The sequence below is a fragment of the Streptomyces sp. NPDC021225 genome (assembly GCF_044332865.1).
In the GTDB taxonomy this organism is placed as follows: Bacteria; Actinomycetota; Actinomycetes; order Streptomycetales; family Streptomycetaceae; genus Streptomyces.
The window spans coordinates 714,426-739,047 of the sequence record NZ_JBIRPV010000002.1; the positions used below are offsets into that span (position 1 = coordinate 714,426).

25 protein-coding genes are annotated in these 24,622 nt (G+C 72.3%); 13 read left to right on the plus strand and 12 right to left on the minus strand.

Going from position 1 to position 24,622, the window contains the following annotated elements; all coding sequences use genetic code 11:
• Positions 1-2 precede the first annotated feature (2 nt).
• The 3 genes from ACH4S9_RS11380 to ACH4S9_RS11390 all read left to right on the plus strand — a co-directional run bounded on the left by ACH4S9_RS11380 (position 3) and on the right by ACH4S9_RS11390 (position 4,633).
• Complete coding sequence (locus tag ACH4S9_RS11380; protein ID WP_398371263.1) at positions 3-1,580, plus strand: glycoside hydrolase family 3 protein; 1,578 nt, start codon at positions 3-5, stop codon at positions 1,578-1,580.
• 65 nt (positions 1,581-1,645) lie between these two features.
• Entirely contained in the window at positions 1,646-2,716 is a 1,071-nt protein-coding gene (locus ACH4S9_RS11385) for an SIS domain-containing protein (RefSeq protein ID WP_311729803.1), read from the plus strand.
• Positions 2,717-3,163: 447 nt separating this feature from the next.
• Positions 3,164-4,633 carry a PAS domain-containing sensor histidine kinase gene (locus ACH4S9_RS11390; protein WP_311729860.1) on the plus strand — a complete coding sequence of 490 codons (1,470 nt, stop codon included), beginning with the start codon at positions 3,164-3,166 and terminating at the stop codon, positions 4,631-4,633.
• 197 nt (positions 4,634-4,830) lie between these two features.
• Here the strand turns inward: ACH4S9_RS11390 and ACH4S9_RS11395 are convergent, their stop codons facing one another.
• On the minus strand, positions 4,831-5,088 hold the full coding sequence (locus ACH4S9_RS11395) for a WhiB family transcriptional regulator (RefSeq protein ID WP_003953983.1): 258 nt from the start codon (positions 5,086-5,088) through the stop codon (positions 4,831-4,833).
• 318 nt (positions 5,089-5,406) lie between these two features.
• On the minus strand, positions 5,407-6,375 hold the full coding sequence (locus tag ACH4S9_RS11400; RefSeq protein WP_311729804.1) for a diacylglycerol kinase family protein: 969 nt from the start codon (positions 6,373-6,375) through the stop codon (positions 5,407-5,409).
• An 85-nt stretch (positions 6,376-6,460) separates the two neighbouring features.
• Here ACH4S9_RS11400 and ACH4S9_RS11405 point away from each other — a divergent pair, with 85 nt between their 5' ends.
• Entirely contained in the window at positions 6,461-6,991 is a 531-nt protein-coding gene (locus ACH4S9_RS11405) for a hypothetical protein (RefSeq protein ID WP_311729805.1), read from the plus strand.
• A gap of 52 nt (positions 6,992-7,043) precedes the next feature.
• Here the strand turns inward: ACH4S9_RS11405 and ACH4S9_RS11410 are convergent, their stop codons facing one another.
• The 3 genes from ACH4S9_RS11410 to ACH4S9_RS11420 form a co-directional block, all read right to left on the minus strand.
• Positions 7,044-7,928 carry an RNA polymerase sigma factor SigF gene (locus tag ACH4S9_RS11410; protein ID WP_385343410.1) on the minus strand — a complete coding sequence of 295 codons (885 nt, stop codon included), beginning with the start codon at positions 7,926-7,928 and terminating at the stop codon, positions 7,044-7,046.
• A gap of 40 nt (positions 7,929-7,968) precedes the next feature.
• Complete coding sequence (locus ACH4S9_RS11415; protein ID WP_089511125.1) at positions 7,969-8,382, minus strand: anti-sigma regulatory factor; 414 nt, start codon at positions 8,380-8,382, stop codon at positions 7,969-7,971.
• Between the two features lie 382 nt (positions 8,383-8,764).
• Positions 8,765-9,025: a UBP-type zinc finger domain-containing protein gene (locus ACH4S9_RS11420; protein WP_358845885.1), complete on the minus strand. Its 261-nt coding sequence runs from the start codon at positions 9,023-9,025 to the stop codon at positions 8,765-8,767.
• 44 nt (positions 9,026-9,069) lie between these two features.
• Here ACH4S9_RS11420 and ACH4S9_RS11425 point away from each other — a divergent pair, with 44 nt between their 5' ends.
• Positions 9,070-10,671 carry a Na+/H+ antiporter gene (locus ACH4S9_RS11425; protein WP_398371267.1) on the plus strand — a complete coding sequence of 534 codons (1,602 nt, stop codon included), beginning with the start codon at positions 9,070-9,072 and terminating at the stop codon, positions 10,669-10,671.
• Between the two features lie 31 nt (positions 10,672-10,702).
• Here ACH4S9_RS11425 and ACH4S9_RS11430 read toward each other — a convergent pair whose 3' ends face one another.
• A complete protein-coding gene (locus ACH4S9_RS11430) occupies positions 10,703-11,293 on the minus strand; it encodes an N-acetylmuramoyl-L-alanine amidase (RefSeq protein WP_311729808.1) in 591 nt (196 codons plus the stop codon).
• A 166-nt stretch (positions 11,294-11,459) separates the two neighbouring features.
• Between ACH4S9_RS11430 and ACH4S9_RS11435 the strand changes: the two genes are divergently transcribed.
• The 3 genes from ACH4S9_RS11435 to ACH4S9_RS11445 all read left to right on the plus strand — a co-directional run bounded on the left by ACH4S9_RS11435 (position 11,460) and on the right by ACH4S9_RS11445 (position 13,453).
• Positions 11,460-12,371 (plus strand): glutaminase, encoded by a 912-nt coding sequence (locus ACH4S9_RS11435; protein ID WP_358845938.1) that lies wholly within the window; start codon positions 11,460-11,462, stop codon positions 12,369-12,371.
• A 90-nt stretch (positions 12,372-12,461) separates the two neighbouring features.
• On the plus strand, positions 12,462-12,686 hold the full coding sequence (locus ACH4S9_RS11440; RefSeq protein ID WP_311729809.1) for a hypothetical protein: 225 nt from the start codon (positions 12,462-12,464) through the stop codon (positions 12,684-12,686).
• A complete protein-coding gene (locus ACH4S9_RS11445) occupies positions 12,683-13,453 on the plus strand; it encodes a helix-turn-helix domain-containing protein (protein ID WP_398371270.1) in 771 nt (256 codons plus the stop codon). The genes ACH4S9_RS11440 and ACH4S9_RS11445 overlap by 4 nt, the downstream gene beginning before the upstream one ends.
• A gap of 25 nt (positions 13,454-13,478) precedes the next feature.
• On the opposite strand, the gene ACH4S9_RS11450 is transcribed toward ACH4S9_RS11445, so the two are convergent.
• Both ACH4S9_RS11450 and ACH4S9_RS11455 read right to left on the minus strand, forming a co-directional pair.
• Entirely contained in the window at positions 13,479-13,883 is a 405-nt protein-coding gene (locus ACH4S9_RS11450; protein WP_398371272.1) for a VOC family protein, read from the minus strand.
• Positions 13,884-13,951: 68 nt separating this feature from the next.
• On the minus strand, positions 13,952-14,908 hold the full coding sequence (locus ACH4S9_RS11455) for a beta-ketoacyl-ACP synthase III (protein WP_358845888.1): 957 nt from the start codon (positions 14,906-14,908) through the stop codon (positions 13,952-13,954).
• Between the two features lie 305 nt (positions 14,909-15,213).
• Between ACH4S9_RS11455 and ACH4S9_RS11460 the strand changes: the two genes are divergently transcribed.
• The 3 genes from ACH4S9_RS11460 to ACH4S9_RS11470 all read left to right on the plus strand — a co-directional run bounded on the left by ACH4S9_RS11460 (position 15,214) and on the right by ACH4S9_RS11470 (position 17,571).
• Positions 15,214-16,395: a DUF2330 domain-containing protein gene (locus ACH4S9_RS11460; RefSeq protein ID WP_398371274.1), complete on the plus strand. Its 1,182-nt coding sequence runs from the start codon at positions 15,214-15,216 to the stop codon at positions 16,393-16,395.
• Positions 16,396-16,532: 137 nt separating this feature from the next.
• Positions 16,533-16,925, plus strand: coding sequence for an STAS domain-containing protein (locus ACH4S9_RS11465; RefSeq protein WP_311729813.1), 393 nt, complete (start codon positions 16,533-16,535; stop codon positions 16,923-16,925).
• 229 nt (positions 16,926-17,154) lie between these two features.
• Positions 17,155-17,571 carry an anti-sigma factor antagonist gene (locus ACH4S9_RS11470; RefSeq protein ID WP_358845889.1) on the plus strand — a complete coding sequence of 139 codons (417 nt, stop codon included), beginning with the start codon at positions 17,155-17,157 and terminating at the stop codon, positions 17,569-17,571.
• A 23-nt stretch (positions 17,572-17,594) separates the two neighbouring features.
• On the opposite strand, the gene ACH4S9_RS11475 is transcribed toward ACH4S9_RS11470, so the two are convergent.
• Positions 17,595-17,813 (minus strand): hypothetical protein, encoded by a 219-nt coding sequence (locus tag ACH4S9_RS11475; RefSeq protein WP_361183267.1) that lies wholly within the window; start codon positions 17,811-17,813, stop codon positions 17,595-17,597.
• Positions 17,814-17,968: 155 nt separating this feature from the next.
• Complete coding sequence (gene snpA, locus ACH4S9_RS11480; RefSeq protein ID WP_398371277.1) at positions 17,969-18,631, minus strand: snapalysin; 663 nt, start codon at positions 18,629-18,631, stop codon at positions 17,969-17,971.
• Positions 18,632-18,909: 278 nt separating this feature from the next.
• Here snpA and ACH4S9_RS11485 point away from each other — a divergent pair, with 278 nt between their 5' ends.
• A complete protein-coding gene (locus tag ACH4S9_RS11485) occupies positions 18,910-19,908 on the plus strand; it encodes a LysR family transcriptional regulator (RefSeq protein ID WP_398371279.1) in 999 nt (332 codons plus the stop codon).
• A 51-nt stretch (positions 19,909-19,959) separates the two neighbouring features.
• Here the strand turns inward: ACH4S9_RS11485 and ACH4S9_RS11490 are convergent, their stop codons facing one another.
• Positions 19,960-22,473, minus strand: a complete 2,514-nt coding sequence (locus tag ACH4S9_RS11490) for a SpoIIE family protein phosphatase (RefSeq protein ID WP_398371281.1) — start codon at positions 22,471-22,473, stop codon at positions 19,960-19,962.
• A gap of 431 nt (positions 22,474-22,904) precedes the next feature.
• Here ACH4S9_RS11490 and ACH4S9_RS11495 point away from each other — a divergent pair, with 431 nt between their 5' ends.
• On the plus strand, positions 22,905-23,843 hold the full coding sequence (locus tag ACH4S9_RS11495; protein ID WP_398371283.1) for a nitroreductase/quinone reductase family protein: 939 nt from the start codon (positions 22,905-22,907) through the stop codon (positions 23,841-23,843).
• A 61-nt stretch (positions 23,844-23,904) separates the two neighbouring features.
• Here ACH4S9_RS11495 and ACH4S9_RS11500 read toward each other — a convergent pair whose 3' ends face one another.
• Positions 23,905-24,567, minus strand: coding sequence for a dihydrofolate reductase family protein (locus ACH4S9_RS11500; protein WP_398371285.1), 663 nt, complete (start codon positions 24,565-24,567; stop codon positions 23,905-23,907).
• Positions 24,568-24,622 lie beyond the last annotated feature (55 nt).

The following is a 24,622-nucleotide window of genomic DNA, read 5'->3' on the forward strand; positions in this document are numbered from 1 at the left end:
GCATGACGACCTTCGCCCGCGGCTCGGCCACCCTCACCAGGGACGCCCTGGCCGTACTCCAGCCCGGCTTCGCCGGCACCACCGCCCCCGACTGGCTGCTGCGGCGGCTCGGCGAAGGGCTCGGCTCCGTCGGCATCTTCGGCCGCAACGTCGTCTCGTCCGAGCAGCTCGCCGCCCTCACCGCCCAGCTGCGGGCGGAGCGCGACGACGTCCTCGTCGCCATCGACGAGGAGGGCGGCGACGTCACCCGGATGGAGGTGCGCACCGGCTCCTCCTTCCCCGGCAACCTGGCGCTCGGCGCCGTCGACGACACCGCCCTCACCGAGGCCGTGGCCCGGGAGCTGGGCCGCCGGCTCGCCGAGTGCGGAGTGAACCTCGACTGGGCGCCGTCCGCCGACGTCAACTCCAACCCCGACAACCCGGTCATCGGCGTACGCGCCTTCGGCGCCGACCCGGGGCTCGTGGCCCGCCACACCGCCGCGTACGTCCGGGGCCTCCAGGGCGCCGGGGTCGCCGCCTGCACCAAACACTTCCCCGGGCACGGCGACACCGCCATCGACTCCCACCACGCCCTGCCGCGCATCGACGCCGATCTCGACACCCTGGCCGCCCGCGAACTGGTCCCTTTCCGGGCCGCCGTGGCCGCCGGCACCAAGGCCGTGATGAGCGCCCACATCCTGCTGCCCGCGCTCGACCCGACCCTCCCCGCCACTCTCAGCCCGGCCGCCCTGCACGGCCTGCTGCGCGCCCCCGCCACCGAGGGCGGCCTCGGCTTCGAGGGGCTCATCGTCACCGACGGCATGGAGATGCGGGCCATCTCCGCCGCCTACGGCATCGAGCGCGGCAGCGCGCTCGCCATCGCCGCGGGCGCCGACGCGATCTGCGTCGGCGGCGGGCTCTCCGACGAGGACACCGTGCTGCGGCTGCGCGACGCGCTGGTGGCCGCCGTACGGGCGGGGGAGCTGCCGGAGGAGCGGCTCGCCGACGCCGCGGCCCGGGTACGCGCCCTGGGCGACTGGGCGCGCCACGCCGGGGGGCCGGGTGCGGCGCAGGGGATCGCACCCGCCCCCGAGGCGGGGCTGCGCGCGGCCCGCCGGGCGCTGCGGATCACCCGCGGCGAGCGGCCCTACGAGCCGCCCGCCGGCCCGGTGTTCGTCGCCGCCTTCACCCCGGTGGCCAACATCGCCGTCGGCGACGAGACTCCCTGGGGCGTCGCCGCCGAACTGGCCCGGCTGCTCCCGGGCACCGGCACGGCCACCTACGGACGGCAGGACGTCGAGGCTGCTGAGGCTGCGGAGGCTGCTGAGGCTGCGGAGGGTGCGCCCGCATTGATCGCAAATGTACTCGGCGAGGCGGCGGATCGTAGGATCGTCGCAGTGGTACGCGATGTCCACCGCCACCCCTGGATGGCCGGTGCCCTGGACACCCTGCTCGCCGCCCGGCCGGACACGGTCGTCGTCGAGATGGGCGTGCCCCAGGCGCCGCCGACCGGGGCGCTGCACATCGCGACTCACGGCGCCGCCCGGGTCTGCGGGGTGGCCGCCGCGGAGGTCATCACCGGCGGCGTGGCCGGGCGATGACACCACCGCCCAGCCGGACCCGCACCGCGGGCCCGGCACAGCACAGCACACTGGAGGCACCCAGCATGTCCGCCACGACTCCGGCACAGCACAGCGACCAGCCGGGCCGGATCATGTCCGGGGAGATGGCCGAGCAGCCCGCGGTGCTGCGTCGGATCCTCGACGAGGGCGCGCCCCGTATCCGCGAGATCGCCGAGCGGATCGCCGCGCGCGACCCGCGCTTCGTACTCCTCACCGCGCGGGGCACGTCCGACAACGCGGCGCTGTACGCGAAGTATCTGCTCGAGGTCCTGCTGGGCAAGGCGTGCGGCCTCACCTCCATGTCCACCACCACCGCGTACGGGGCCGAGCAGGACCTGACCGATGTATTGGTGATCACGGTCAGCCAGTCCGGCGGCTCCCCGGACCTGGTCGCCTCCACCAAGGCCGCCCGCGAGGCCGGCGCGATCACCCTCGCGGTCACCAACAACCCCGACTCCCCGCTGGCCGCCGTCTCCGAGTTCCACATCGACGTGCTGGCCGGCCCGGAGAACGCGCTCCCCGCGACCAAGACCTACACAGCCGAACTGCTCGCCCTCTACCTCTTCGTCGAGGGCCTGCGGGGCGGCGACGGCGCGGCCGCCAAGGGCCTCCCCGAGCTGGCCCAGCAGATCCTGGACCGGGGGGACGAGGTGAAGCAGCTCGCCGGCCGCTACCGCTTCGCCGAGCGCATGGTGATCACCTCCCGTGGCTACGGCTACCCGACCGCGAAGGAGGCCGCGCTGAAGCTGATGGAGACCAGCTACATCCCCGCGCTGTCCTACTCCGGCGCCGACCTGCTGCACGGCCCGCTCGCCATGGTCGACAACATCTCCCCGGTGATCGCGATCGTCACCGAGGGCAAGGGCGGCCAGGCGCTTCAGCCGGTCCTGGAGCGGCTGCGCGGCCGCGGCGCGGACCTGGTCGTGATCGGCGCCCAGTCGGAGGTCGACCGCGCGTCGGCGGGCTTCGCCCTGCCCACGGAGGGGGTGGCCGAGGAGGTCCAGCCGATCCTGGAGATCCTGCCGCTCCAGCTGCTCGCGTACGAGGTGACCATCGCCCGAGGCCAGGACCCGGACGCCCCCCGCGCCCTCGCGAAGGTCACCGAGACCCGCTGAGTCACCGGATACGGGCCGCCACCCCCCACCGGCTCCCGCGCCTCCCTGCGAGGCGCGGGAGCCTCCCGTTTCGGGGCGGGGGCGCCCCTGGACTCTCGGGGTCTGGGGCGGAGCCCCAGTTGAGGGAAGGGGCGGGTAGGGGAAACGGCTCGCCGCAGGCGTCCAGACCCCCAGACCCCCCAAAACCACCCGCGGGCCGCGGCGCCAAAGCGGGACCCTCAACCCGCCCGGCACCGCAGCCCGGAGTTGCATCGGCCGCAGCGGGCCGACCTGAGGCGCCCGGAGCGGTCAGGGCAGAGCGCCCCGCGTGCCTCGATCCACCCTCCTGTGCGGGGAGAGTGGAAGATCGTAGTGGGGCCCATTCTGGACTAGACCAGTCTTGCCTGTCCACGGCTCTGCGCGGAAAGGCTGAATCCGCCGTCCGGGTAGGCTCACAGCGTGCCCTCCATGAACGACCTCGTACGCGAGCACACCGCACTCGGCGACTCCGACCTCGAGTGGCTCCACCTGCTGGTATCGGAGTGGCAGCTGCTCTCCGACCTGTCCTTCGCCGATCTCGTCCTGTGGGTCCCGACCCGCGACGGCACCCGCTATGTGTCGGTGGCGCAGATGCGCCCGAACACCGGCCCCACCTCCTACCAGGACGACATGGTCGGCCATCTCGCCCCGCGCGGCCGCCGCCCGATGCTCGACGCCGCTCTCGACGAGGGCCGGATCGTCCGGGAGGGCGACCCGGAGTGGCGGGAGGAGGTCCCGGTCCGGGTCGAGTCCATCCCGGTCCGCCGGGAGGGCCGGGTGCTCGGGGTGATCGCCCGTAACACCAATCTGCTGACCGTACGGACGCCCAGCCGGCTGGAGCTCACCTACCTCCAGAGCGCCTCCGACCTCGCTCAGATGATCGCCGCAGGATCGTTTCCCTTCCCCGAGCAGCAGGTCGACATGGACGCCTCGCCCCGCGCGGGCGACGGGCTGATCCGGCTCGACGCGGACGGCGTCGTCCAGTACGCCAGCCCCAACGCCCTGTCCGCCTACCACCGCCTCGGCCTGGCCGCCGACCTGGTCGGCCACCACCTCGGCCAGACCACCGCCGAACTCGCCCCGGTGCGCGGCCCGGTGGACGAGGCGCTGGTCAAGCTGGCCAGCGGCTGGGCGCCGCGCGAGTTCGAGGTGGAGGGCGACGAAGGCGTCATCCAGCTGCGGGCCATCCCGCTCAAGCCCAAGGGCGTCCACATCGGTTCGCTCGTCCTCCTCAGGGACGTCACCGAGCTGCGCCGCCGCGAGCGCGAGTTGATCACCAAGGACGCCACCATCCGGGAGATCCACCACCGGGTGAAGAACAACCTCCAGACCGTGGCCGCCCTGTTGCGCCTCCAGGCCCGCCGGATGGACTCCGACCAGGGGCGGGAGGCGCTCAACGAGGCGGTGCGCCGGGTCGGCTCGATCGCGATCGTGCACGAGACCCTGTCCCAGAACCTGGACGAGCGGGTCGAGTTCGACGAGATCGCCGACCGGGTGCTGGCCATGGTCGCCGAGATATCCCCGGGCAAGGTCACCGGCCATCGCACCGGCCGGTTCGGCATCCTGGACGCCGAGGTCGCCACCCCGCTGTCCATGGTGCTGACCGAGGTGCTCCAGAACGCGCTGGAGCACGGCTTCGGGCCGGGGGAGCTGGGCACGGTCGAGGTCTCGGCGGTGCGCGGCGGCACCGGCGCGGACGGGCGGCTGCTGGTCACCGTCGAGGACGACGGGCGCGGGCTGCCGGAGGGGTTCGACCCGCAGCGGGCGGGCAACCTGGGCCTTCAGATCGTACGGACGCTGGTGGAGGGGGAGCTGGGCGGGACGTTCGACATGGTGCCCGCGCCCGAGCGCGGCACCCGGGTGGTCCTGGACATCCCGGTGCGGGCCGAGAAGCACTGACCCGGCGCCGGGTCGCGCCGGGTCGCGCCGGGCGGAATTCCGGGTGAGACCTTCAGCACACGCTCACATTCTGAGCACAGCACTGAGCCGCACAGCACTGAGCCCCGGACCGTTTCCGGTCCGGGGCTCAAAGCTCACGTTGCTGTGCGCATCGGGGTTACTGCGCGCTGCGGCTCGGGGGCCACGGGGTGTGGGCGTCAGGCGCTGGCGTTGCGTGCCCGGTTGCGAGCGGCACGGCGCTTCATTGCGCGGCGCTCGTCCTCGCTGAGTCCACCCCAGACGCCGGAGTCCTGGCCGGACTCAAGCGCCCACTGCAGGCACTGCTCCATGACGGGGCAGCGGCGGCAGACGGCCTTGGCTTCCTCGATCTGCAGCAGCGCAGGACCGGTGTTGCCGATGGGGAAGAACAGCTCGGGGTCTTCCTCGCGGCAAACGGCGTTGTGACGCCAGTCCATGGCTGCTCCATCTCCTCGTGTTGCGGAAAAGTTGCTTGTGAATGTGAACGCTTTCACGAACCCCTCGACAAGGGTAGGGACATCAACCAGTTGGGGCTGGTGCGGTCCCATGGAATGAGGAGGGGGATTCGGACTCTCAAGGGGGCCTTCTGGAGGCCGTCCCGATCGCCAAGAAGAGACTCGCAAACCTCGGCGGCGGATACAACCCCTTCCGGAAAGTTTTTTTTGATTCCTTGGTGTCGGCTCTGTCACAGCCCTACTTCCGGGGGGTGGAAGCCAGGCTAAACGTTCGACTGGAAGGACTTTTTGCGGTCTCACTCACACAATCACACGCAGTGCACGGCGTACGCCTGTGAACGTCACGCTCGTACGCAGTCCCAGATGGTCACCGTCCATCTGAAACGGCAGTGGCGCCTGCGATTGCAAGGTGAAGTCCGTCAGGTCGTGCAGCGAGACCGCGTGCTTGCCGCGGGGCCCCCGTTCGGGGCTGGAAGTCAGCAGCTGGGTCACATAGCGGGTGGCCGCCGGCGTGGACAGTTTGGAGAGTCCGAGCACGTCAAGGGCGGTGTCGAAGGACGCGTCCGGTAGGGCGTAGATCGGGCGGTTGCCCAGATATGTCCACGGGACGGTGTTGCAGACTATGGACACCACGAGCCCCTCGACGGGGTCCTCGTCCGGGCGCTTGAGGGTGATGGTCCCCTCGCGGCGGTGCGGGTCGCCGAGGAACTGCCGTGCGACCTGGCGTATATAGAGCGCGTGTGTTGACCGCTTGCCGCGTTCGCGCTGTTGTTCGACGCGGCCGATCACGCCCGCGTCGAAGCCGAAGCCCGCGCAGAAGGTGAACCACCGGGCCGGCACCGACTCGTCCGCGGTGCCCGGCGTGCCCGCGGCGAGGCCGAGGCCCACGGTGCGCTCGGTGCCGTCCCGCAGCGCGTCCAGCAGGGCGCCGGTCGCCTCCACGACGTCATTGGGCAGACCGAGGGCGCGGGCGAAGACATTGGTGGAGCCGCCGGGCACGACGGCCAGGCGGGGCAGCGCGTCCGGGTCGGGGCCACTGTGCAGCAGCCCGTTGACCACCTCGTTGACCGTGCCGTCGCCCCCGAGGGCGACGACCAGCTCGTGTGTGCCCCCCTCCGCGGCCTGCCGGGCCAGGTCGCGGGCGTGCCCCCGGTACTCCGTGGTCGCGACGTCCAGCTTCAGGTCGCTGGCGAGCGCGTGGATCAGGACGTCGCGAGTGCGGGCACTGGTGGTGGTTGCTGCCGGGTTGACCACGATGAGTGCGCGCATGCGCAGCAGCCTACCCACTGATGATGAACCGCCCGCAATCCCGGGCCCGCCCCGGCCGGACCCGGGCGGCGGCTAGGCTGCCGGGGTGAGCAGTAAGAAGTCCGCCTCCGCCAAGAAGGCCAGGCCCGCGAAGACGGCGAAGCCGACGCCGAAGGCGACGACGGCCCCGAAGGCGACGACGGCCAAGGCGACCACGCAGGCCCCCGCCGACGCGGCCCCGTCCGGCCCCCGCCCGACGCGGCTGACCGCGGCCGCGGTGCTCGCCGCGGCCGAGGCCGCGGTGCTGGTCGGCCTGGGGGTGTATGTGCTGATCATGGGGGTGACCGGGGATCCGGACAGCCCGCAGCAGGCCGAGATGCTCGGGGTGACCGTGCTGGCGCTGGCCCTGCTGCCGCTGGCCGCCGCCCGCGGGCTGTGGCTGCGCCGGCGGTGGAGCCGCGGGCCCGCGATGATCACTCAGCTCATGGCGCTGCCCGTGGCCTGGACGCTGGTGCAGAACGGCGGCGGGCTGATCGCCGTCGGGGTGGCCACCGCCCTCGCGGCGTTTGCCGTGCTGGCGCTGCTGATCAACCCGACGGCGACGGAAGCGCTGGGCATCGGCCCGCGCGACGCCTGACCCCTCTCCCCGGCCCTCCGGCCGCCTTTACTCCTGTACTCCTGGCGGCCCGTTACTCCTCCACCAGCAACCGCTCCCGCAGCTGGGCGAGGGTGCGCGCCAGCAGCCGTGAGACATGCATCTGCGAGATGCCGACCTCCTGCGCGATCTGCGACTGGGTCATATTGCCGAAGAAGCGCAGCAGCAGGATCTTCTTCTCGCGCGGCGGCAGATCCTCCAGCAGCGGCTTGAGCGACTCGCGGTACTCGACGCCCTCCAGCGCCTCGTCCTCCGCGCCGAGTGTGTCCGCGACCGCCGGGGACTCGTCGTCCGTGTCCGGCACGTCCAGGGAGAGCGTGCTGTATGCGTTGGCCGACTCCAGGCCCTCCAGCACCTCTTCCTCGGAGATGCTCAGATGCTCGGCCAGCTCATGGACCGTGGGGGCGCGGCCGTGTCGCTGGGAGAGCTCGGCGGTGGCCGTGGTCAGCGAGAGCCGCAGCTCCTGAAGCCTGCGCGGCACCCGCACCGCCCAGCCCTTGTCGCGGAAGTGCCGCTTGATCTCGCCGACGACCGTGGGGGTCGCGTACGTCGAGAACTCGACACCGCGGTCCGGGTCGAACCGGTCCACGGACTTGATCAACCCGATGGTGGCGACCTGGGTGAGGTCGTCCAGCGGCTCGCCGCGGTTGCGGAAGCGCCGCGCCAGATGCTCCACCAGCGGCAGATGCATCCGCACGAGGGTGTTGCGCAGCTCGGCGCGCTCCTCGGAGCCCTCCGGGAGCCCGCGCAGCTCGACGAACATCGCCCGCGCTCCGCTGCGGTCATGCGGATCGGGCCGCTCGTGCCGCTCGTGCTGATGCTGATCCATGTGGTCCGCCCGCTCTGGTCGGTCTCCTGCCGCCTCCGGGTCCGCGGGATGCGGCTGGGCCGGCGGGTGCGGGATGGCCGGGGTACGCACTCCCCGCGATGATGCGGTGCTCACGGAGCCCCCCTTTCCTTCACGGCTGTCCGGGGCCGGCGCCGCGCTCCTTGTACAGGCTGATACTGACCGTGCGGTCCTCGGCCACGGTCGAGTCGACCTTGCCCGCGAGCGCGGAGAGCACTGTCCAGGCGAAGGTGTCGCGCTCGGGGGCGCGCCCGTCGGTGGTCGGAGCCGAGACGGTCACCTGAAGTGCGTCGTCGATCAGGCGGAAGACGCAGCTCAGCACACTGCCGGGCACGGCTTGCTGGAGCAGGATCGCGCACGCTTCGTCGACGGCGATGCGCAGATCCTCGATCTCGTCGAGGGTGAAGTCCAAGCGGGCTGCGAGGCCGGCCGTGGCCGTCCGCAGCACCGACAGGTAGGCACCCTCAGCGGGCAGCCGGACTTCTACGAAGTCCTGGGTCCCGGGCTCGCCTGCGATCTGGGACACCCTCACCTCCAAGGTGACACAAGCTGATTGAGCTGAGCTGATTGGAGCGCCGGTCGTGAGCCCTTATGGTGGAGGGGGAAACGGACCGGCGCGGCACGTGGTTCGGCTGCGACGCTATCGCGATCTGCGGCTCGGTGTCGCCCGGACGAAGCACGGCCCCCGTCATGGGTGAACGCCGACCCGAAGGTCCTCGATATCACTCATAGTAAGCACATGAGTACGCACAGTGGCTAGAGGTTTGCGGCCTCAATTCGAAAGAGATGTCGCCCCGTTGAAGGATCCGCAGGTGACATGGCTCCTTTCCCCTCCTCTCCCGCTGAAGGCGTCGCTGTTCGGATCATGTGATGAAGGCTAGCGGGCCACACCGTCCATGGGGCAGTCCTTAGAGGATCATGTGGTCCACGTAGCACCAGCGCCAGCTCTCGCCGGGCTCGAAACTGCGCATCACGGGGTGTCCGGTCTCCTTGAAGTGCTCGGTGGCGTGCTGGAACGGCGATGAGTCGCAGCAGCCGACGTGGCCGCAGGACAGACACAGCCGCAACTGCACCGGATGGCTTCCCACGGTCAGACACTCCGGGCAGGTGTCGTACCTCGGCTCCGGCTCGGGCACCGGCAGCTCGGGAACATGCGGACACTCGTTCATGATTGCCAGACTAAACCGACAAGACGAGCGGGACGGGCTGGCTGATGGACGTATTTCCCCTGTTGGTACTGGTCGCGGGCAGCGCGGCCGTGGCGGGCGCGGCCCGCCGCACACACGTGCCCGCGCCACTGCTGCTGGTCGCCGCCGGGCTCATCGCCTCGTATGTGCCCGGGGTGCCCGAGTACGCGCTCGACCCGCATGTCGTGCTGCCCCTCGTGCTGCCGCCCCTGCTGCACAAGGCTGCGTACGACAGCTCGTATCTGGACCTGCGCGCCAATATCCGCCCCGTCGCCCTGCTCTCCATCGGATATGTGCTCTTCGCGACCGTCGCGGTCGGCTGGATCACCTATCTGCTGGTACCGGGCCTGCCGCTGACCGCCGCGCTCGTCCTCGGCGCGGTCATCGCCCCGCCCGACGCGGTCGCGGCGACGGCCATCGCCCGGAAGGTCGGCCTGCCCTCCCGGCTGATCACCGTCCTCCAGGGCGAGTCCCTGGTCAACGACGCGACCGCCATCACCGCCTACAAGGTGGCGCTGGCCGCGGCGGTGGGCGCGGGGGCCACCTGGGCGGGCGGCCTCGAGGAATTCGCCCTCGCGGCCATCGGCGGCGTCGGCGTCGGGCTGATCCTGATGGTGCCGCTGCACTGGCTGCGCACCCGGCTGCGGGATCCGCTGCTCCAGAACACCCTCTCGCTGCTCATCCCCTTCGTCGCCTACGCGGCGGCCGAGCAGGTCCACGCCTCGGGCGTGCTGGCGGTCGTCGTGGTCGGCCTCTACCTCGGGCACCGGTCCTGGCAGGTGGACTTCGCCACCAGGCTCCAGGAGACCGCGGTGTGGAAGATGCTCGCCTTCATTCTGGAGTCCGTGGTGTTCGCGCTGATCGGGCTCCAGCTGCCGGTCGTGCTGCGGGGCCTGGGCGAGTACGGCCCCTTCGAGGCCGGCTGGTACGCGGCCCTGCTCTTCCTCGTGGTCGTGTGCGTGCGCTTCGCCTGGGTCTTCCCCGCGACCTTCCTGCCCCGCGCGCTCTCCCGGCGGATCCGTGAGCGGGAGCCGGAGACCGACTGGACCGCTCCGGTCGTCATCGGCTGGGCCGGGATGCGCGGCGTGGTCTCGCTGGCCATCGCCTTCTCCATCCCGGTCACCGTGCACGGTGGACTCCCCTTCCCCGCCCGTAACCTCGTCCTCTTCCTGACCTTCACGACCGTCATCGGCACCCTCGTCATCCAAGGGCTCACCCTGCCCGCGCTGATCCGCGTGCTCCCGCTGCCCGGTCGCGACCCCCAGGCCCAGACCCTGGCGGAGGCCCAGGCCCAGAACGACGCGTCGCGGGCCGCCGAGCGCCGCCTCGACGAGCTCCTCGCCGACGAGCGCAACGCCCTGCCCCAGCCGCTCGCCGACCGGCTGCGCACGGTGCTGGAGCGGCGCCGCAACGCGGTGTGGGAGCGGCTCGGGGCGGTGAACGAGGTGACGGGGGAGTCGGCCGACGACACGTACCGCAGGCTCGCCAGCGAGGTGATCGGCGCCGAGCGCGCGGTGTTCGTGGAGCTCCGCGACGCCCGGCGGATCGACGACGAGATGCTGCGGACCCTGCTGCGCAGGCTGGACCTGGAGGAGGCGGCGGCCTACCGCGAGGAGAACGAGGACTAGCCGGTGCCCGGACTCGGGCCAGTCCGCGGGGTCACTTCAGGCGGTCGCGGATGCGGGCGCGCATCGCGTCCATGGTGAAGCCGCGCGGGTCCGTCTTGCCCGGCTGCCATTCGAGATGGCCGATCACCGAGCGCTCGGTCCAGCCGTGATGACGGCAGATCGCCGCCGCGGCCCGCTCGATCGCCGCCAGTTGTTCCTCCGGCCAGGGATCCTTTCCGTCCCCGAGGTTTTCGCACTCGAAGCCGTAGAAGCAGCGATTGCCGTCGGTGTTCGCCTCGTTGTCCGGGGGCAGGGCCTTCTCGGCGATCACGGCGCGCAGCACCTCGTCGTCGCCGAGCCCCGCGTGGTTGGCGCGGCCGTAGCCCACCAGGTGTACGGCGCCATCCTTGGCGATCACGCCGTGGCACAGCGGGCCGGGCAGCGAGTCGAAGCCGTCCCGGCAGATCCGCACGGTGAGGTCGGTGCCGGAGGTGACCGTGTGGTGGATCATCACGCCGTGCACCTCGCCCCAGGGCCCCTTGTGGTTTCTGTTGTGGTGGCGCCAGTCGCCGACCTGCACCACACGCAGGCCCTCGCGCTCCAGAGCCGACAAAAAGTCCCCTGCGGACATGGGTGAGGCCATGGCCGCCTCCGTTCGCGTCGTGCGGGGCCGCCCCTCGCGGCCCGACTGTCACCCCGTGCATACCCATGAAAACGCTCGGTGACGAGTCCTGGTGCAAGCGATGTGAAGCACTCCGGTTATCGTGCGTTCCGAGCCGCTCGACGACGCGCAGGAGAACCACGGAACCATGGACTACCAGGGACTTCTCGACGAGGTCGCGGCCCACGTCGCACCGCAGCTCGGCCAGGGCGAGGTGGCCCAGTACATCCCCGCGCTGGCCTCGGTGGACCCGCGCCGGTTCGGCATCGCCGTCGCGGACGTGGACGGCACGGTGACCGGGGTCGGCGACTGGGAGGTCCCGTTCTCGGTGCAGAGCATCTCCAAGGCGTTCAGCCTCGCGCTCGTCCTCGAACAGGACGGCGAGCGGATCTGGCGGCGGGTCGGCCGGGAGCCCTCCGGCAACCCCTTCAACTCCCTGGTGCAGCTCGAGTACGAGAACGGCATCCCGCGCAATCCGTTCATCAACGCCGGCGCCCTGGTCGTCACCGACCGGCTCCAGACCCTGACCGGCGACGCCAGCACCACCATGCTGGAGTTCCTGCGCGCCGAGAGCGGCAACCCCGGCCTCGCCTTCGACCAGTCCGTCGCCGCCTCCGAGTCCGAGCACGGCGACCGCAACGCCGCCCTCGCATACTTCATGGCCAGCTACGGCAATCTCGACAACCCGGTCCCCACGGTCCTCGAGCACTACTTCTGGCAGTGCTCGATCGAGATGAGTTGCCGCGACCTTGCCCTGGCCGGCGGCTTCCTGGCCCGGCACGGGCTGCGCGCGGACGGCTCCCGGCTGCTGTCGCCGCGCCAGGCGAAGCGGATCAACGCGGTCATGCTCACCTGCGGCACGTACGACGCGGCGGGCGACTTCGCCTACCGCGTCGGCCTGCCCGGCAAGAGCGGCGTCGGCGGCGGCATCGTCGCGGTGATACCGGGCCGCTGCACGCTGTGCGTCTGGAGCCCCGGGCTCGACGCCCGCGGCAACTCGGTGGCCGGGACGGCGGCGCTGGACCACTTCACGACGCTGACCGGCTGGTCGGTGTTCTAGCCGGTGTCCTGGCCGGTGTTTCGGGGGTGCGGACCCCGGTGGCGTTCGGCCGGGGCGGGCGGGACCATGGAAGGAGCAGGAGGTGTACGCATGCAGCACGAGATGCGCGCCGAATACGAGGAGGGCAGCTCCGGGCGGGTGGCCGGCGCGCCGGTCAAGATCTGGCACATGGTGCGCGGCATCGGCACGACCGCGATGTGCGGACGCGAGCTGAACCCGGACGCGGAGACGCAGTCGGCGGAGGTCTGGGCCACGGACGACTCGGTGCCTTTCTGCCATTCTTGTGGCGCGATGTATCTGCGCGAGGTTCCTTGAGCGAGGTGCCGTACCAGGAGTGGCGATCAGGGCTGCTGGGCGGCCGGGCCGTGGTGTGGTCCCGTACCGCCGGGGCCGGGCCGCAGCGTGTGCTGCCGGACGGCTGTACCGACCTGATCTGGAGCTACGGCGACCCGGCCGCCCCGGCCGGGGAACTGTTCGTGGCCGGGCCCGACACCCGGGCGCACCTCGCGGAGGGCGCCCCGGGCACCGGCTGGGTCGGGCTGCGGTTCGCCCCCGGCACGGGTCCGGCCGTGCTCGGTGTGCCCGCGTACGAACTGAAGGACCAGCGGGTGCCGTTGGCGGCGCTGTGGCCGGGCGCCGAGGTGCGGCGGCTCGCCGAGCGGCTGGCGGAGGAGGCGGGCCGGGCCGGCACGGGGTGGAACGGCGCGGGCCGGGGCGGTACGGGCCAGGGCAGTGCGGGCCGGGCGCTGGAGGCCGTAGCGCTGGACCGGCTGCGCGGCGCCGAGCCGCCCGACCGGGCGGTCGGCGCGGTCGTGGCGGGGCTCTCCGGTGGCCGGACGGTCGCGGAGGTCGCCGCCGAGGTGGGCCTGGGGGAGCGGCAGCTGCACCGGCGGTCGCTCGCGGCGTTCGGCTACGGCCCCAAGACCCTGGCCCGGGTCCTGCGGCTGAACCGCGCACTGGACGCGGCGCGGGCGGGGACGGCCTTCGCCGAGATCGCGGCCGTCACCGGCTACGCCGACCAGGCCCACCTCGCCCGCGAGGTCAGGGCGCTGACCGGGGTGCCGCTGAGCCGGCTGCTGTAGCCGCGCCCGCGCCCGCGCGCCCCCGTCAGTCGGTGGCCAGGGGCGCGAACAGGTCGACGCCATTGCCGTCCGGGTCGAGGACGGTGGCATACCGCTGGCCCCAGAACGCGTCCCACGGCTCCCGGTGCCCGCGCCCGACGCCCGACTCGACGAGCTCGGCGTACGTCTTGTCCACGTCCGCCGGGCTGTCGCAGAGGAAGGCCAGGCCGATGCGCCCGGACCCGCTCGGCGGCGGCGTCCAGCCGGGGTCGAAGGAGCGGACCACCTCGACGGTGTCCCACAGCAGGCGCAGCCCGCCCGGCAGGGTGGCCTCGACATGCGGCTGGGTATCGGCGTCGGCGGGGATGTTTACGCCGAGCCGGCGATAGAAGGCGAGCGAGGCGGCCAGGTCGGTCGCGACCAGGCCGACCGCGTCAAATCGTGCTGTCATGCGGGCAGCGTAGGCACCGGGCCGGCCCCCGGTCTTGAACGAATCGGACACCGCCCGGCGGCGCGCCCTTATGGGCAGCGGATGACCTGGCCCGCGTACGAGAGATTGCCGCCGAAGGCGAAGAGCAGCACCGGTGCGCCCGGCTCGATCTCCCCCCGCTCGACCAGCTTGGACAGCGCGAGCGGCACGCTGGCCGCTGAGGTGTTGCCGGACTCGACGACATCGCGCGCGATGACCGCGTTCGTCGCGCCGAGCTTGCGGGCGACCGGCTCGATGATCCGCAGATTGGCCTGGTGCAGCACCACCCCGGCCAGCTCCTCGGGGGTGACCCCGGCCCGCGCGCACACCTCTCGCGCGATGGGCGGCAGCTGGGTGGTGGCCCAGCGGTAGACGGTCTGGCCCTCCTGGGAGAAGCGGGGCGGGGTGCCCTCGATGCGCACCGCGCGGCCCATCTCGGGCACCGAGCCCCAGACGACCGGTCCGATCGCCGGGACGCCGTCCGTGTACGTCGTGTCGTCGGCCACCACGACGGCGGCGCCCGCGCCGTCCCCGAGCAGCACACAGCTGGAGCGGTCGGTCCAGTCGGCCGCCTCGGTGAACTTGTCGGCCCCGATGACGAGGGCGGCGGTGGCCGACCCGGCCCGGATGGTGTGGTCGGCGGTGGCCAGCGCGTGGGTGAAGCCGGCGCACACCACGTTGAGGTCCAGGGTGGCGGGGGAGCCGAGGCCGAGCCGGGCGGCGACCCGGGCCGCCATGTTGGGGCTGCGGTCGATCGCTGTGGACGTGGCGACGATCACCAGATCGATGCGGGCGGGGGCGAGCCCGCTCGCGGCGAGGGCCTTGCCGGCCGCCGCGGCGGCCATCTCGTCCACCGTCTCGTCCGGGCGGGCGATGTGCCGGGTGCGGATCCCGACCCGGGTGCGGATCCATTCGTCGCTGGTGTCGACGATGGCGGCCAGGTCGTCGTTGGTGACCACCCTCGTGGGCTGGTAATGGCCGACGGCCGCTATGCGTGAACCCGTCATGCTGTCTAGCCCTTCGCCCGGGTGTCCATCCGGCCGCCGCCCGGATGTGCGGGTGAGCGGGGAGCCGGTCGGCTTGGTCGCCTTCAGTCTTGTGGGGGCGCGCGGCCACTGGACACGCCGGTACGTGCCAATCTTGCGCCCCGAGTTCTGGAGCTTACGGCCTTTCCAGCGGAGGAACCGGATCCCTCGTGGCCGCCGTCTGAGGTCATGTCCGCCGGTAGGGCGGGGGAACGCGCGCATGGCGACATGCGGGCACGGTGTGATGCGGCACGGCGGAGCCGGGCGCCGCGAGCGGGGAGTACGGAGTGCGGTACGTCGGGGGACGGCTGGCGTGGCCGGGGCGGCGGACGTGGCTGGTGGTGCTGGCGCTGGTGACGTTCCAGCTCGGATCGCTGGTGTGGCCGGCGTACGCCTGCGGCTGCGGCGGGCTGGTGCCGGGCCGGAACACCACCATGGTGGTGGAGCGCGAGACGTCGGTGGTGCGCTGGGACGGCCGCACCGAGGAGATCGTGATGAGCCTGACCGTGGGCGGCGACGCCCACGAGGCGGCCTGGATCATGCCGGTGCCGAACCGGGCGACGGTCCGGCTCGGGGACCGCGCCCTCTTCGACGAGGTGCGCGAGCTCACCGCGCCGGTGCGCCGGACGCGTCACTACTTCTGGCCGAGGCCGGGCGACTGGCCCTTCGACGACCGGAAGATCGAGTACCTGGGCGGGCCCCGGGACGGCGCCGGGGCCGGCGCGCCCCCGCGCGTGGGCGTCGTCAGCCGTGAGCGGCTCGGCCCGTTCGACGTCGCCCGGCTCACCGCGACCGACCCGGACGCGCTGCGCGACTGGCTGGAGGCGCACGGATTTGAACTGCCCGACCGGCTGGCCGAGGGGCTGAAGCCGTATGTGCGCGCCAAGTGGGAGTACGTCGCGGTGCGCCTGGCGCCCGCGGTGGCCGGTGACAAGGGTGACGGCGCCAAGGAGGTGCTCGGCGGGACGCTCGACCCGCTGCGGCTCACCTTCGACTCGTCCCGCCTGGTCTATCCGATGAGGCTGTCGCGGCTGGCGAAGACTCCGCAGGCCCTGGAGCTGTATGTGCTGGCGCCGCACCGCATGGAGCCGCGCGGCGACATCGGGGGCGGGGCGCCGCGAGTGACCTACGCCGGGTGGTTCACCCCCGGGCAGGCGCCGCTGGGGGAGCTGGCGGAGGTCGCGGGGCGGCGGATGTTCCTGACCGGCTTTCAGCAGTCGTTTGCGCGTCCGGAACTCATCGACGGGGACCATGAGTTCCGGCGCGCCGCGGAGGACACCACCTTTCAGCGCGTCACCTATGACCACGAGCTGCTGAGGGTGGGGGGCGTCCCCGCCTGGCTGCTGACCGTGGGCGGCGTCCTGCTGGTCCTGGTGGCCGCGGCGTTCTGGGCGTTGAAGGCCGGGCGCCGCAGGCGGGCGGAGCGCTACTGGGGGCCGGGAGGCCCGCCCGCGCCACGGCTCGGGTGACCCGGGCGGGGCGGTGTTCATGTGGTCGGCGCAAATACGCCAACGACACTTGCCGCCCTGTTCGTTGACTGGTGAGCGGATAGATGGGTATGTCATGTACTGACGTGGTCGCGCCTCCATCACCCCAAGGGGGCTTCATGTTTGACGATCGGCCCGCGTTCGGCGTGCGCGTGCGTGTGCTCGGCGGTGTCACGGTGGCGGAGGTCTCGGGCGAGCTGGACATCTTCGCCGCGGCGAGGATCTCCGCCCGGCTCGATTCCCTCACCCGCGCGGCCCGCCCGAACCTGGTGCTGGACCTGCGGATGGTGACCTTCCTGGACTGTGCCGGGGTGTCCCTGCTGTGCCGGTTGCGCAACCGCGTGCTGGAGCGCGGCGGGCGGCTGCGGCTGGTGATCGTCGACCCGCGGTTCACCCGGCTGCTGCGGATGGTCCGGCTCGATGAGGCCTTCGAGGTCGTGGACGACCTGGCCTTCGCGGTCGCGCGGTCGGGGGAGGTGAGCGCCGGAGGGAGCAGCGGCGCCATTGCGTAAAAGTGTGTCCGACCAAGTGTCAATAGTATGAGCAGAAATTCACTCGCACGAGCGCATTTACTCCGGCAAAAATCGGGTCCCTACCTCCGTAACCGGCGGTCACCCGTCTACGCTCGCGGGCACATCACCCAGGACCCCGGTGGTATCCGTCCCGGTGCCGACCCTGCCCGCTTCCGGGACCCTCATGAGGGTGAAAGGGGGCAGTGTGCCGTTCCGAGGTGATTTCGCGATGACGCAGCAAGGCCCTCCCCGCCGGGAGGTGCCCGCGCCTGCCATCACCCCCGGGCGCCTCCGCGCGGACCGCGGCGCGGCGCCCCGCGCCTGTACATACAAGGTCGCCGGGTACACCGTCGTGGAGCTCCACGGCGAGATCGACATCGTCGGCCGGGAGCGCATCGGCCTGGAGCTGGACCGGGCCACCTCCCCGCCCGCGCCCTCCGTCGTCATCGACCTGACGCCGACCCGTTTCTTCGACTGCTCGGGGTTAGAGCTGCTGTGCCGCGCCTACCGCCGGGTGCGGGACCGCGGCGGGCGGCTGCGGCTGGTCTGCGACAGCCCGCTGATCCTGCGCACACTGCGCGTGGGCGGGCTCCTGGACGTGCTGCGCCCGGCGCCGACGCTGGCCGACGCCTTGCGAGAGGACTGACCGAGGAGGCGGCGCGGGGCCGCTCAGAGCCGCCGGCCCCCGCCGTGGGTGACGCGGTGGTGGCTCGCCCGCCGGCGGGCGAGCAGGCGGTGGTGGCGCAGGGGGCGGCGCTGTCCGGGCGGGTTGTCGCCGTAGCGGAGCGCGGAGACCCGACTGCCGTGCTGGGCGTTGAGCCGGTGGATCACCACCACGCCCGTGACGACCAGCACGACGATCACAGCCACCATGACGACGGTCTCCATGGCGCTCACTCCCAGGGGCCGGGCCCCAGTCTGGAGGGAATCCGGCCGTTATGCGCTGAATGCTCTCGTGGCCTTTACGGTACTCCCCGCGGACACCGGACCGCACCCGGCGTGGCGCGGGGTGCCGGGTGCGGTCAGGGGTGCCGGTCGCGGCCCTACCGGGCGCTCGCTCCGTACGTCTTGCCGAGGGCGGCCAGGCCGTTCGCCCACAGCTGGTTCACCCTGCTGATCTCGGCCGCGTTGGGCTGGGAGTTCCTGCAGGACGTGCCCGGCCCGCCGCCCGACATCAGCTCGCTGCACGGACCCGAGTAGTGGTCCGGCAGCCCGAGCACATGGCCGGTCTCGTGCGCGGTGACGCGGGTGGAGTCGTACTGCTGGTTCTGCGCGAAGTCCAGGAAGATGTAGCCGTTGCCGTGGCCGTCCGTGCTCGCGTACGAGCCGCTCGGGTCATTGCCCTCGCGGTACTCGAAGTCGGCGTTGCTGCCTTCCTGAAGCTTCACATTGCTGACCGAGGAGTTCCAGATCTGGGTGGAGCGCGCTATCACGGACCTGAAGCTCGGGGCCCTGCTGGTGCTGTAGGTGACGGTGACGGCCTCCGCGCCGGGCACCACGCCCCGCTTGTCCAGCACCGACTTGATCACGGCCTTGAGGAAGGCGTCGGTGTCGGCGCGGCTCTCGCCGCTCGCGACGTACGCGGACTTGGCGGTGTGGCTGACGGCGCCGCCGTCGGGTGTGGCGGCGGAGGCGGGTACGGCGGACAGAGTCGAGGCCAGGCCGAGGCCCAGCGTCGTCACGAGCGCCGACGTGGAGAACTTCATGTGGGGGGCTCCTCATCGTCCGTCAGGCCCCGTCCGTCCACGGTGAGGTGGCGGGCCGAGGCCATGGGATGAACGCTTGGTGCCCCGAAGTCTTGGTCAGATCCGGCGCCACGCGGAGATATCAACCGGCGATAGCACCATCACATAACCCCCGTGCGCCCCCGAATTTCCGGCCGCGCTCCGATCGTCTCCCGGACCTCGATCGACCGTCCGGGATGCGGTGTTCGTGTGCATTGAGTGTCTGGTGTGACCTCCTGAACGGCCGTTATGCTCGCGCCGTGGAGCTCGAGGTCAGGCACCTTCGCGCACTGTGCGCCATCGCCGACACCGGCAGCTTACGCAAGGCCGCACGCCAACTGGGTATGAGCCAGCCCTCGTTGACAACCCAGCTCAGGCGCATCGAGAACGCCATCGGCGGCCCGCTGTTCTCACGCGAGCTCACCGGCAGCCGGCCGACCCCCCTCGGGCGCTCCGTGCTCTGCCGGGCCCGGCCCATCGTGGCCGAGATGAACGCCCTCGTCGCGGAGGCCAAGCAGGAGGCCGGCCGGTGCGGTCCGGCCACGGGTGCCCGGCTGCGCATCGGCAGCACCGGCGGCCAGGCCGTGGCGGGCTGGCTGCGCAGACTCCGCGCCCGCTTCCCCGACGCGGACACCACCATCCACATCGACGTCTGGGCCGACTCGCTGCTGCGGATGGTCGCCGGGAGCCAGCTGGACGTCGCCTTCGTCCACGAGGTCGAAGGCGCCCCGCTGCGCGTCCCCGACGGCGTGCGCAGACGCGTACTCGTCGCCCGTGAGCCCCAGTTCGTCGCCCTCCCCGCGACCCACCCGGCCGCCGCCCGCCCCGTCGTCCCGCTTGCCGACCTCGCCGCGGACCAGTGGATGCTCGACCCCGCCCACGAGGGCCAGGAAGCCACCCTCCGCCGGGCCTTCGCCACCGCGGGCCGCGGCCCCCGAGTCGTCTACGGCGACTACCCCACCGCCGCCGACCTGGTCGCCTCCGGCGAACTGGTCACCCCGTGCCGCCCCACCGCGACCCCCCGCCCCGGCCTCGCCATCCGCCCCCTCCTCGACGACCCCCTCACCCTCCGCCTCTCCCTGGCCTCCCGCCCCACCGACCCGCCCGACGCGGACGCGCTCTTCCACGACCTCAGGGACTCCTACCTGGAGCTGGCCTGGGCGAGCACGGCGTACCGGCAGTGGCTGCGGCGCAACGACAGCCCGCTGCCGCGCGCGTCGGAGGGCGGCAACCCCACGAAGAACCGGCTGCCCGCGTGAGCCTTGTCCGGCCCTTGCCGAAACCCTGAGCCGCACCGCAGAGCCCCATCGCTACAGCGACGGCAGCGCCTGCTCCGCCCAGATCGTCTTCCCGGTGGCCGAGTGCCGGCTGCCCCAGCGCAGGCAGAGCTGGGCGACCAGCAGCAGCCCGCGGCCGCCCTCGTCGAAGACGCGGGCGCGGCGCAGATGCGGGGCGGTGTTGCTGCCGTCGGAGACCTCGCAGATCAGCGTGTGGTCGTAGATCAGGCGCAGCTGGATGGGCTCGGCGGCGTGCCGCATGGCGTTGGTGACCAGCTCGCTGACGACCAGTTCGGTGGTGAAGACGGCCTCGTCGAGCCCCCAGGCCAGCAGCCGGTCCGTCACGTCCCGGCGGGCCCGGGCGACCAGGGCCGGGTCGTCGGGCACGTCCCAGGTCGCCACGCGCGAGGCGTCCAGACCGCGGGTGCGGGCCAGCAGGAGGGCCACGTCGTCGGAGGCGCCGTGCTCGGGGAGCAGCGTCCGCAGCACGCTGTCGCACCCCGCCTCCAGGGAGGGGGCGGGATGGGCCAGCGCGGCGGTGAGTGCGGTCAGCCCGTCGTCGAGGTCACGGCCGCGGCCGCCGATCAGGCCGTCGGTGTAGAGGGCGAGCACCACGCCCTCCGGGACGTCGAACTCGATCGCCTCGAAGGGCAGCCCGCCGACGCCGAGCGGCGGCCCGGCCGGCACGTGGACGGCGCTCGCCGTGCCGTCGAGGGCCACCAGAACCGGCGGCGGATGGCCCGCGCGGGCGAGCGAGCAGCGGCCGGCGACCGGGTCGTACACCGCGTACAGGCAGGTGGCGCCGACGTCCCCGGTGGGGGTGCCCGCGCCGCCCTCGGCGGACAGGTGGATGACGAGGTCGTCGAGGTGGGTCAGCAGCTCGTCGGGCGGCAGGTCGACGTCGGCGAGCGTGCGCACCGCCGTACGCAGCCGGCCCATCGTGGCGGAGGCCTGGATGCCGTGGCCGACCACATCGCCCACGACCAGCGCGACCCGCGCCCCGGACAGCGGGATCACATCGAACCAGTCGCCGCCCACCCCGGCGTACGTCCCCGCGGGCTGGTAGCGGAAGGCGATGTCCAGCGCCGTGGGCCTGGGCAGGGTCTGGGGCAGCAGGCTGCGCTGGAGCGCCAGGGCGGTGTCGCGCTCCCGGGTGAAGCGGCGCGCGTTGTCCAGGCAGACGGCCGCCCTGGCGGTGATCTCCTCCGCGAGCAGCACATCGTCCTCGGTGAACGGCTCGGGCCGGCTGTGGCGGGAGAAGGCGGCCACGCCGAGCGTGACCCCACGGGCCCGGATGGGCACCGACATCATCGAGTGGAAGCCGTAGGTGCGCAGCGTGGCGGCGCGGGCCGCGGACTCGGCCGCCCAGCGCCTGATGGCGGCGTCGGTCTCGCGGTGGATGATGGGCCGGCCCGCCGCCAGGGACGCGGCCTGCGGGGAGTACTCCGGGTAGGTGTCCACCTGCCCCAGCTTCACCACGGCCTCCGGGGCGCCCGGGAGGACGGACTGGTGGGCGGCCCGGCGCAGCACCACCGGGCCGGCGAGCGGCCCGGGCGGGGGCTCGCCGAACGCCCCGTCCCCCTCGACCCCTTCGGCCCCCTCGTTGTGGCCTCGCTGCTCCAGCAGATCGACGCTGACGAAGTCGGCCAGGCCGGGGACGCCCACGTCGGCCAGTTCCTGCGCGGTGCGGGTGACGTCGAGCGTGGTGCCGATGCGCACGCTGGACTCGCTGAGCAGCAGCAGCCGCTGCCGGGCACGGTACTGCTCGGTGATGTCATGGGCGGCCAGACAGACGCCGTGCACCTCGCCGTCCGGCGTCTTGAGCGGGGCGAGGCGGGCCGACCAGGCGTGCGCGCGGGTCTCGGCGCCGACGCGGCGGTACGTCTCCACATTGCGCCGCTCCCCGGTGCGCAGCACCTCGGCCATGTTCCGTTCGAGGTCCTCGCTCTCCAGCTTTCCGCCGATCTCCGACAGCCGCAGACCGCGGATCTCCTCCTCGGGCAACCCGATGACCTGGGCCATATGGTCGTTGATCTTGCGCAGCCTGAGCAGCCGGTCGTAGATCGCCACGGGGCAGGGGGCCTGCTGGGACGCCAGCGCCAGCAGGGCGTCGTCCTCCGCCTGCCCGGTGACGTCCTCAGTGACGTCCTCGGTGCCCCCGGTGCCCTCGCCGGGGCCCGGGAGCGGGGAGACCAGCAGCCAGTCGCCCGGCCCGTCCGCGCTCGGCGCGCCGCGGTGGGCCAGCAGCCGGACCGGTACGGTGCGCCCGTCGCGGTGGCGCAGGGTCAGCGTGCCGCTCCAGCGGGGAAGGGCCGCCGCGGCCCGGACGTCGTCGGGGGAGAGCTCCTCGGCGAGCAGCGCGGCCGCGTCCCGGCCCACCACCTCCGCGGGAAGGTGGCCGAGCAGCCGTCGGGCGCCCTCGTTCCAGCTGGTCACGACGGCGTCAGCGCTGATCGTGGCCCTCGCCGTGGCCGCCTCGTCGAGCGGGTCGCCCCGCCGGTCGCCGAGCCCGTCGCCAAAGGGAAGGGCGCTCTCCTGGCCCGTCATCGTCGATCTGTCCCACTTTCACCGCGCCTGGCCCGGCCTCCGAGCGGGAGGTCACAAGGGCGCGCAGATCCAGCGTCGTGCACATCCGGCACGACATCAACCGGGATGCCGGCGCGGAACCCCTCGTCAGGGCCGATCTTCCGCGTTGACAGGGGGATGAACGCCCGGCTGTAATGGCGCCCGGTGCCACGTGGCGTCGGCCAGAGAGCAGTGGGCAGGCCGGCAGCTGGGCGAGCACCATCACGAAGGGACCACGTCATGAGCGCCTACTCCGCGCTGCGCGTCTGACCTGAGCACCGCCTCCGCGCGTCGTCCCTCTTCCGTCACTTCCGCTCAGCCGACTGAGCACACAGACGTCCATGTCCGGGCCTCCGGACCAGGGTCGCGCGCCTCACCGTCGTCACACACCTTTTCTGGAGATTCGGCACCGTATGCCCACATCCTTCAACCAACAGATCATCGAGGAGTTCCGAGCCAACGAGGGAAAGGTCGGCGGCCCCTTCGAGGGCGGCGATCTCCTTCTGCTCACCACCACCGGGGCGAAGTCGGGCGGTCGGCACACCGTGCCGCTCGGCTACGTCCGCGACGGCGACCTGCTGCTCGTCATCGCGTCCAACCTGGGCGCACACCGCCATCCCGCCTGGTACCGCAACATCCTCGCCCACCCCGTGGTGGGGGTGGAGATCGGCGCCGAGGCGTTCGAGGCGATCGCGGTCCCCGCCGAGGGGGCGCGGCGGGACGAGCTGTTCGAGCGGGTGGTGCGGGTGGCGCCCGGATACGGCGACTACCAGAGCCGTACCGAGCGCGCCCTGCCGGTCGTGGCGCTGGAGCGCCCCGACCACGGAGCGGCGGGGGAGGTGCCGCGTGAGATCAGGACCCTCGCCGACAAGGTCCTGGAGATCCACGCCTGGCTGCGTGGCCAGCTGCGCCACATACGCCACGAGGCCGACGCCCACCTCGTCGCCCGCGCCGCCCACCAAGGGCCCGGCGAACCCCCGGCACCGGGGCTCGGCCTTCAGATCCGGCAGCACTGCCTCGCCTTCTGCGAGGCGCTGACGCACCACCACACCGGCGAGGACACCGCCGTCTTCCCCGCCCTGGCGACCCACCACCCGGATCTGCGCGAACCCCTCGACCGCCTGCGCGACCAGCACCGTACGGTCGCCGTCCTCAAGGAGCGGCTTCTCGCGCTCCTGGCCGACATCACCACCGCCGACCCGGCCCGTTTCCGGGCCGAGCTGGACCGGATGACCGAGGAGCTGACCCGCCATCTCGACGACGAGGAGGCGGAGCTGCTCCCCGTCCTGGAGCAGATCCCCTTCCCGCCGGCCGCACCGGGCCCCCGGGCGGCGGAGGGCGCCACCGCCTGACGGCGGCTGATGGGCGGTGCCCCTCGTTCCGGCTCCCGGGCCGGGACGCGGGGGCGCCTCGTCATGCGCGCGGAGCGCGTTCCTTTCGCCAGAAGAGGTGGTGCGTCACCCCGCTGGGGCTGGGCACGACATCGAGGTGGAACCGGTCGAGCAGCTCATCGGGCGACTCCCAGAGCCGTATCCCGGATCCGAGCTTCACCGGCGAGACCGCCACATGCAGGGTGTCGACGAGGTCGGCCTCGAGGAACTCCCGGATCGTGGTGGCCCCGCCGCCGAGCCGGACGTCCTTGCCCCGCGCCGCCTCGCGCGCCTGCTGGAGGACCGTGGCCGGATCGCCGTCGACGAAGTGGAACGTGGTGTCGGAGAGCGTGAACGAAGGACGCGGGTGGTGGGTCAGGACGAACACCGGGGTGTGGAACGGGGGCTCGTCACCCCACCAGCCGCGCCACTCCTCGTCCTGCCAGGGCCCACGCTGGGGCCCGAACTTGTTACGGCCCATGATCTCGGCGCCGATATTGCGTGCGAAGTCCCGAGTGAAGTAGTCGTCGAGGCCGCGGCTGCCTCCGGGGTCGGTGCGCATGGGCCAGCTCGCCGTGGCGCCGGCCCAGGCGAACAGCCTCCCGGGATCGACGTGGCCGAACGGATTTTCGAGGGTCTGGTCCTCGCCGGCGGCGATTCCGTCGCTCGAGACACTGAAGTTCTGAACTCTCAGCAGCTGATGCATGCGTCTCCTCCTGCGTTTATGGACAACAGTGAGACCGTCCGTGCCGGGAAAACTC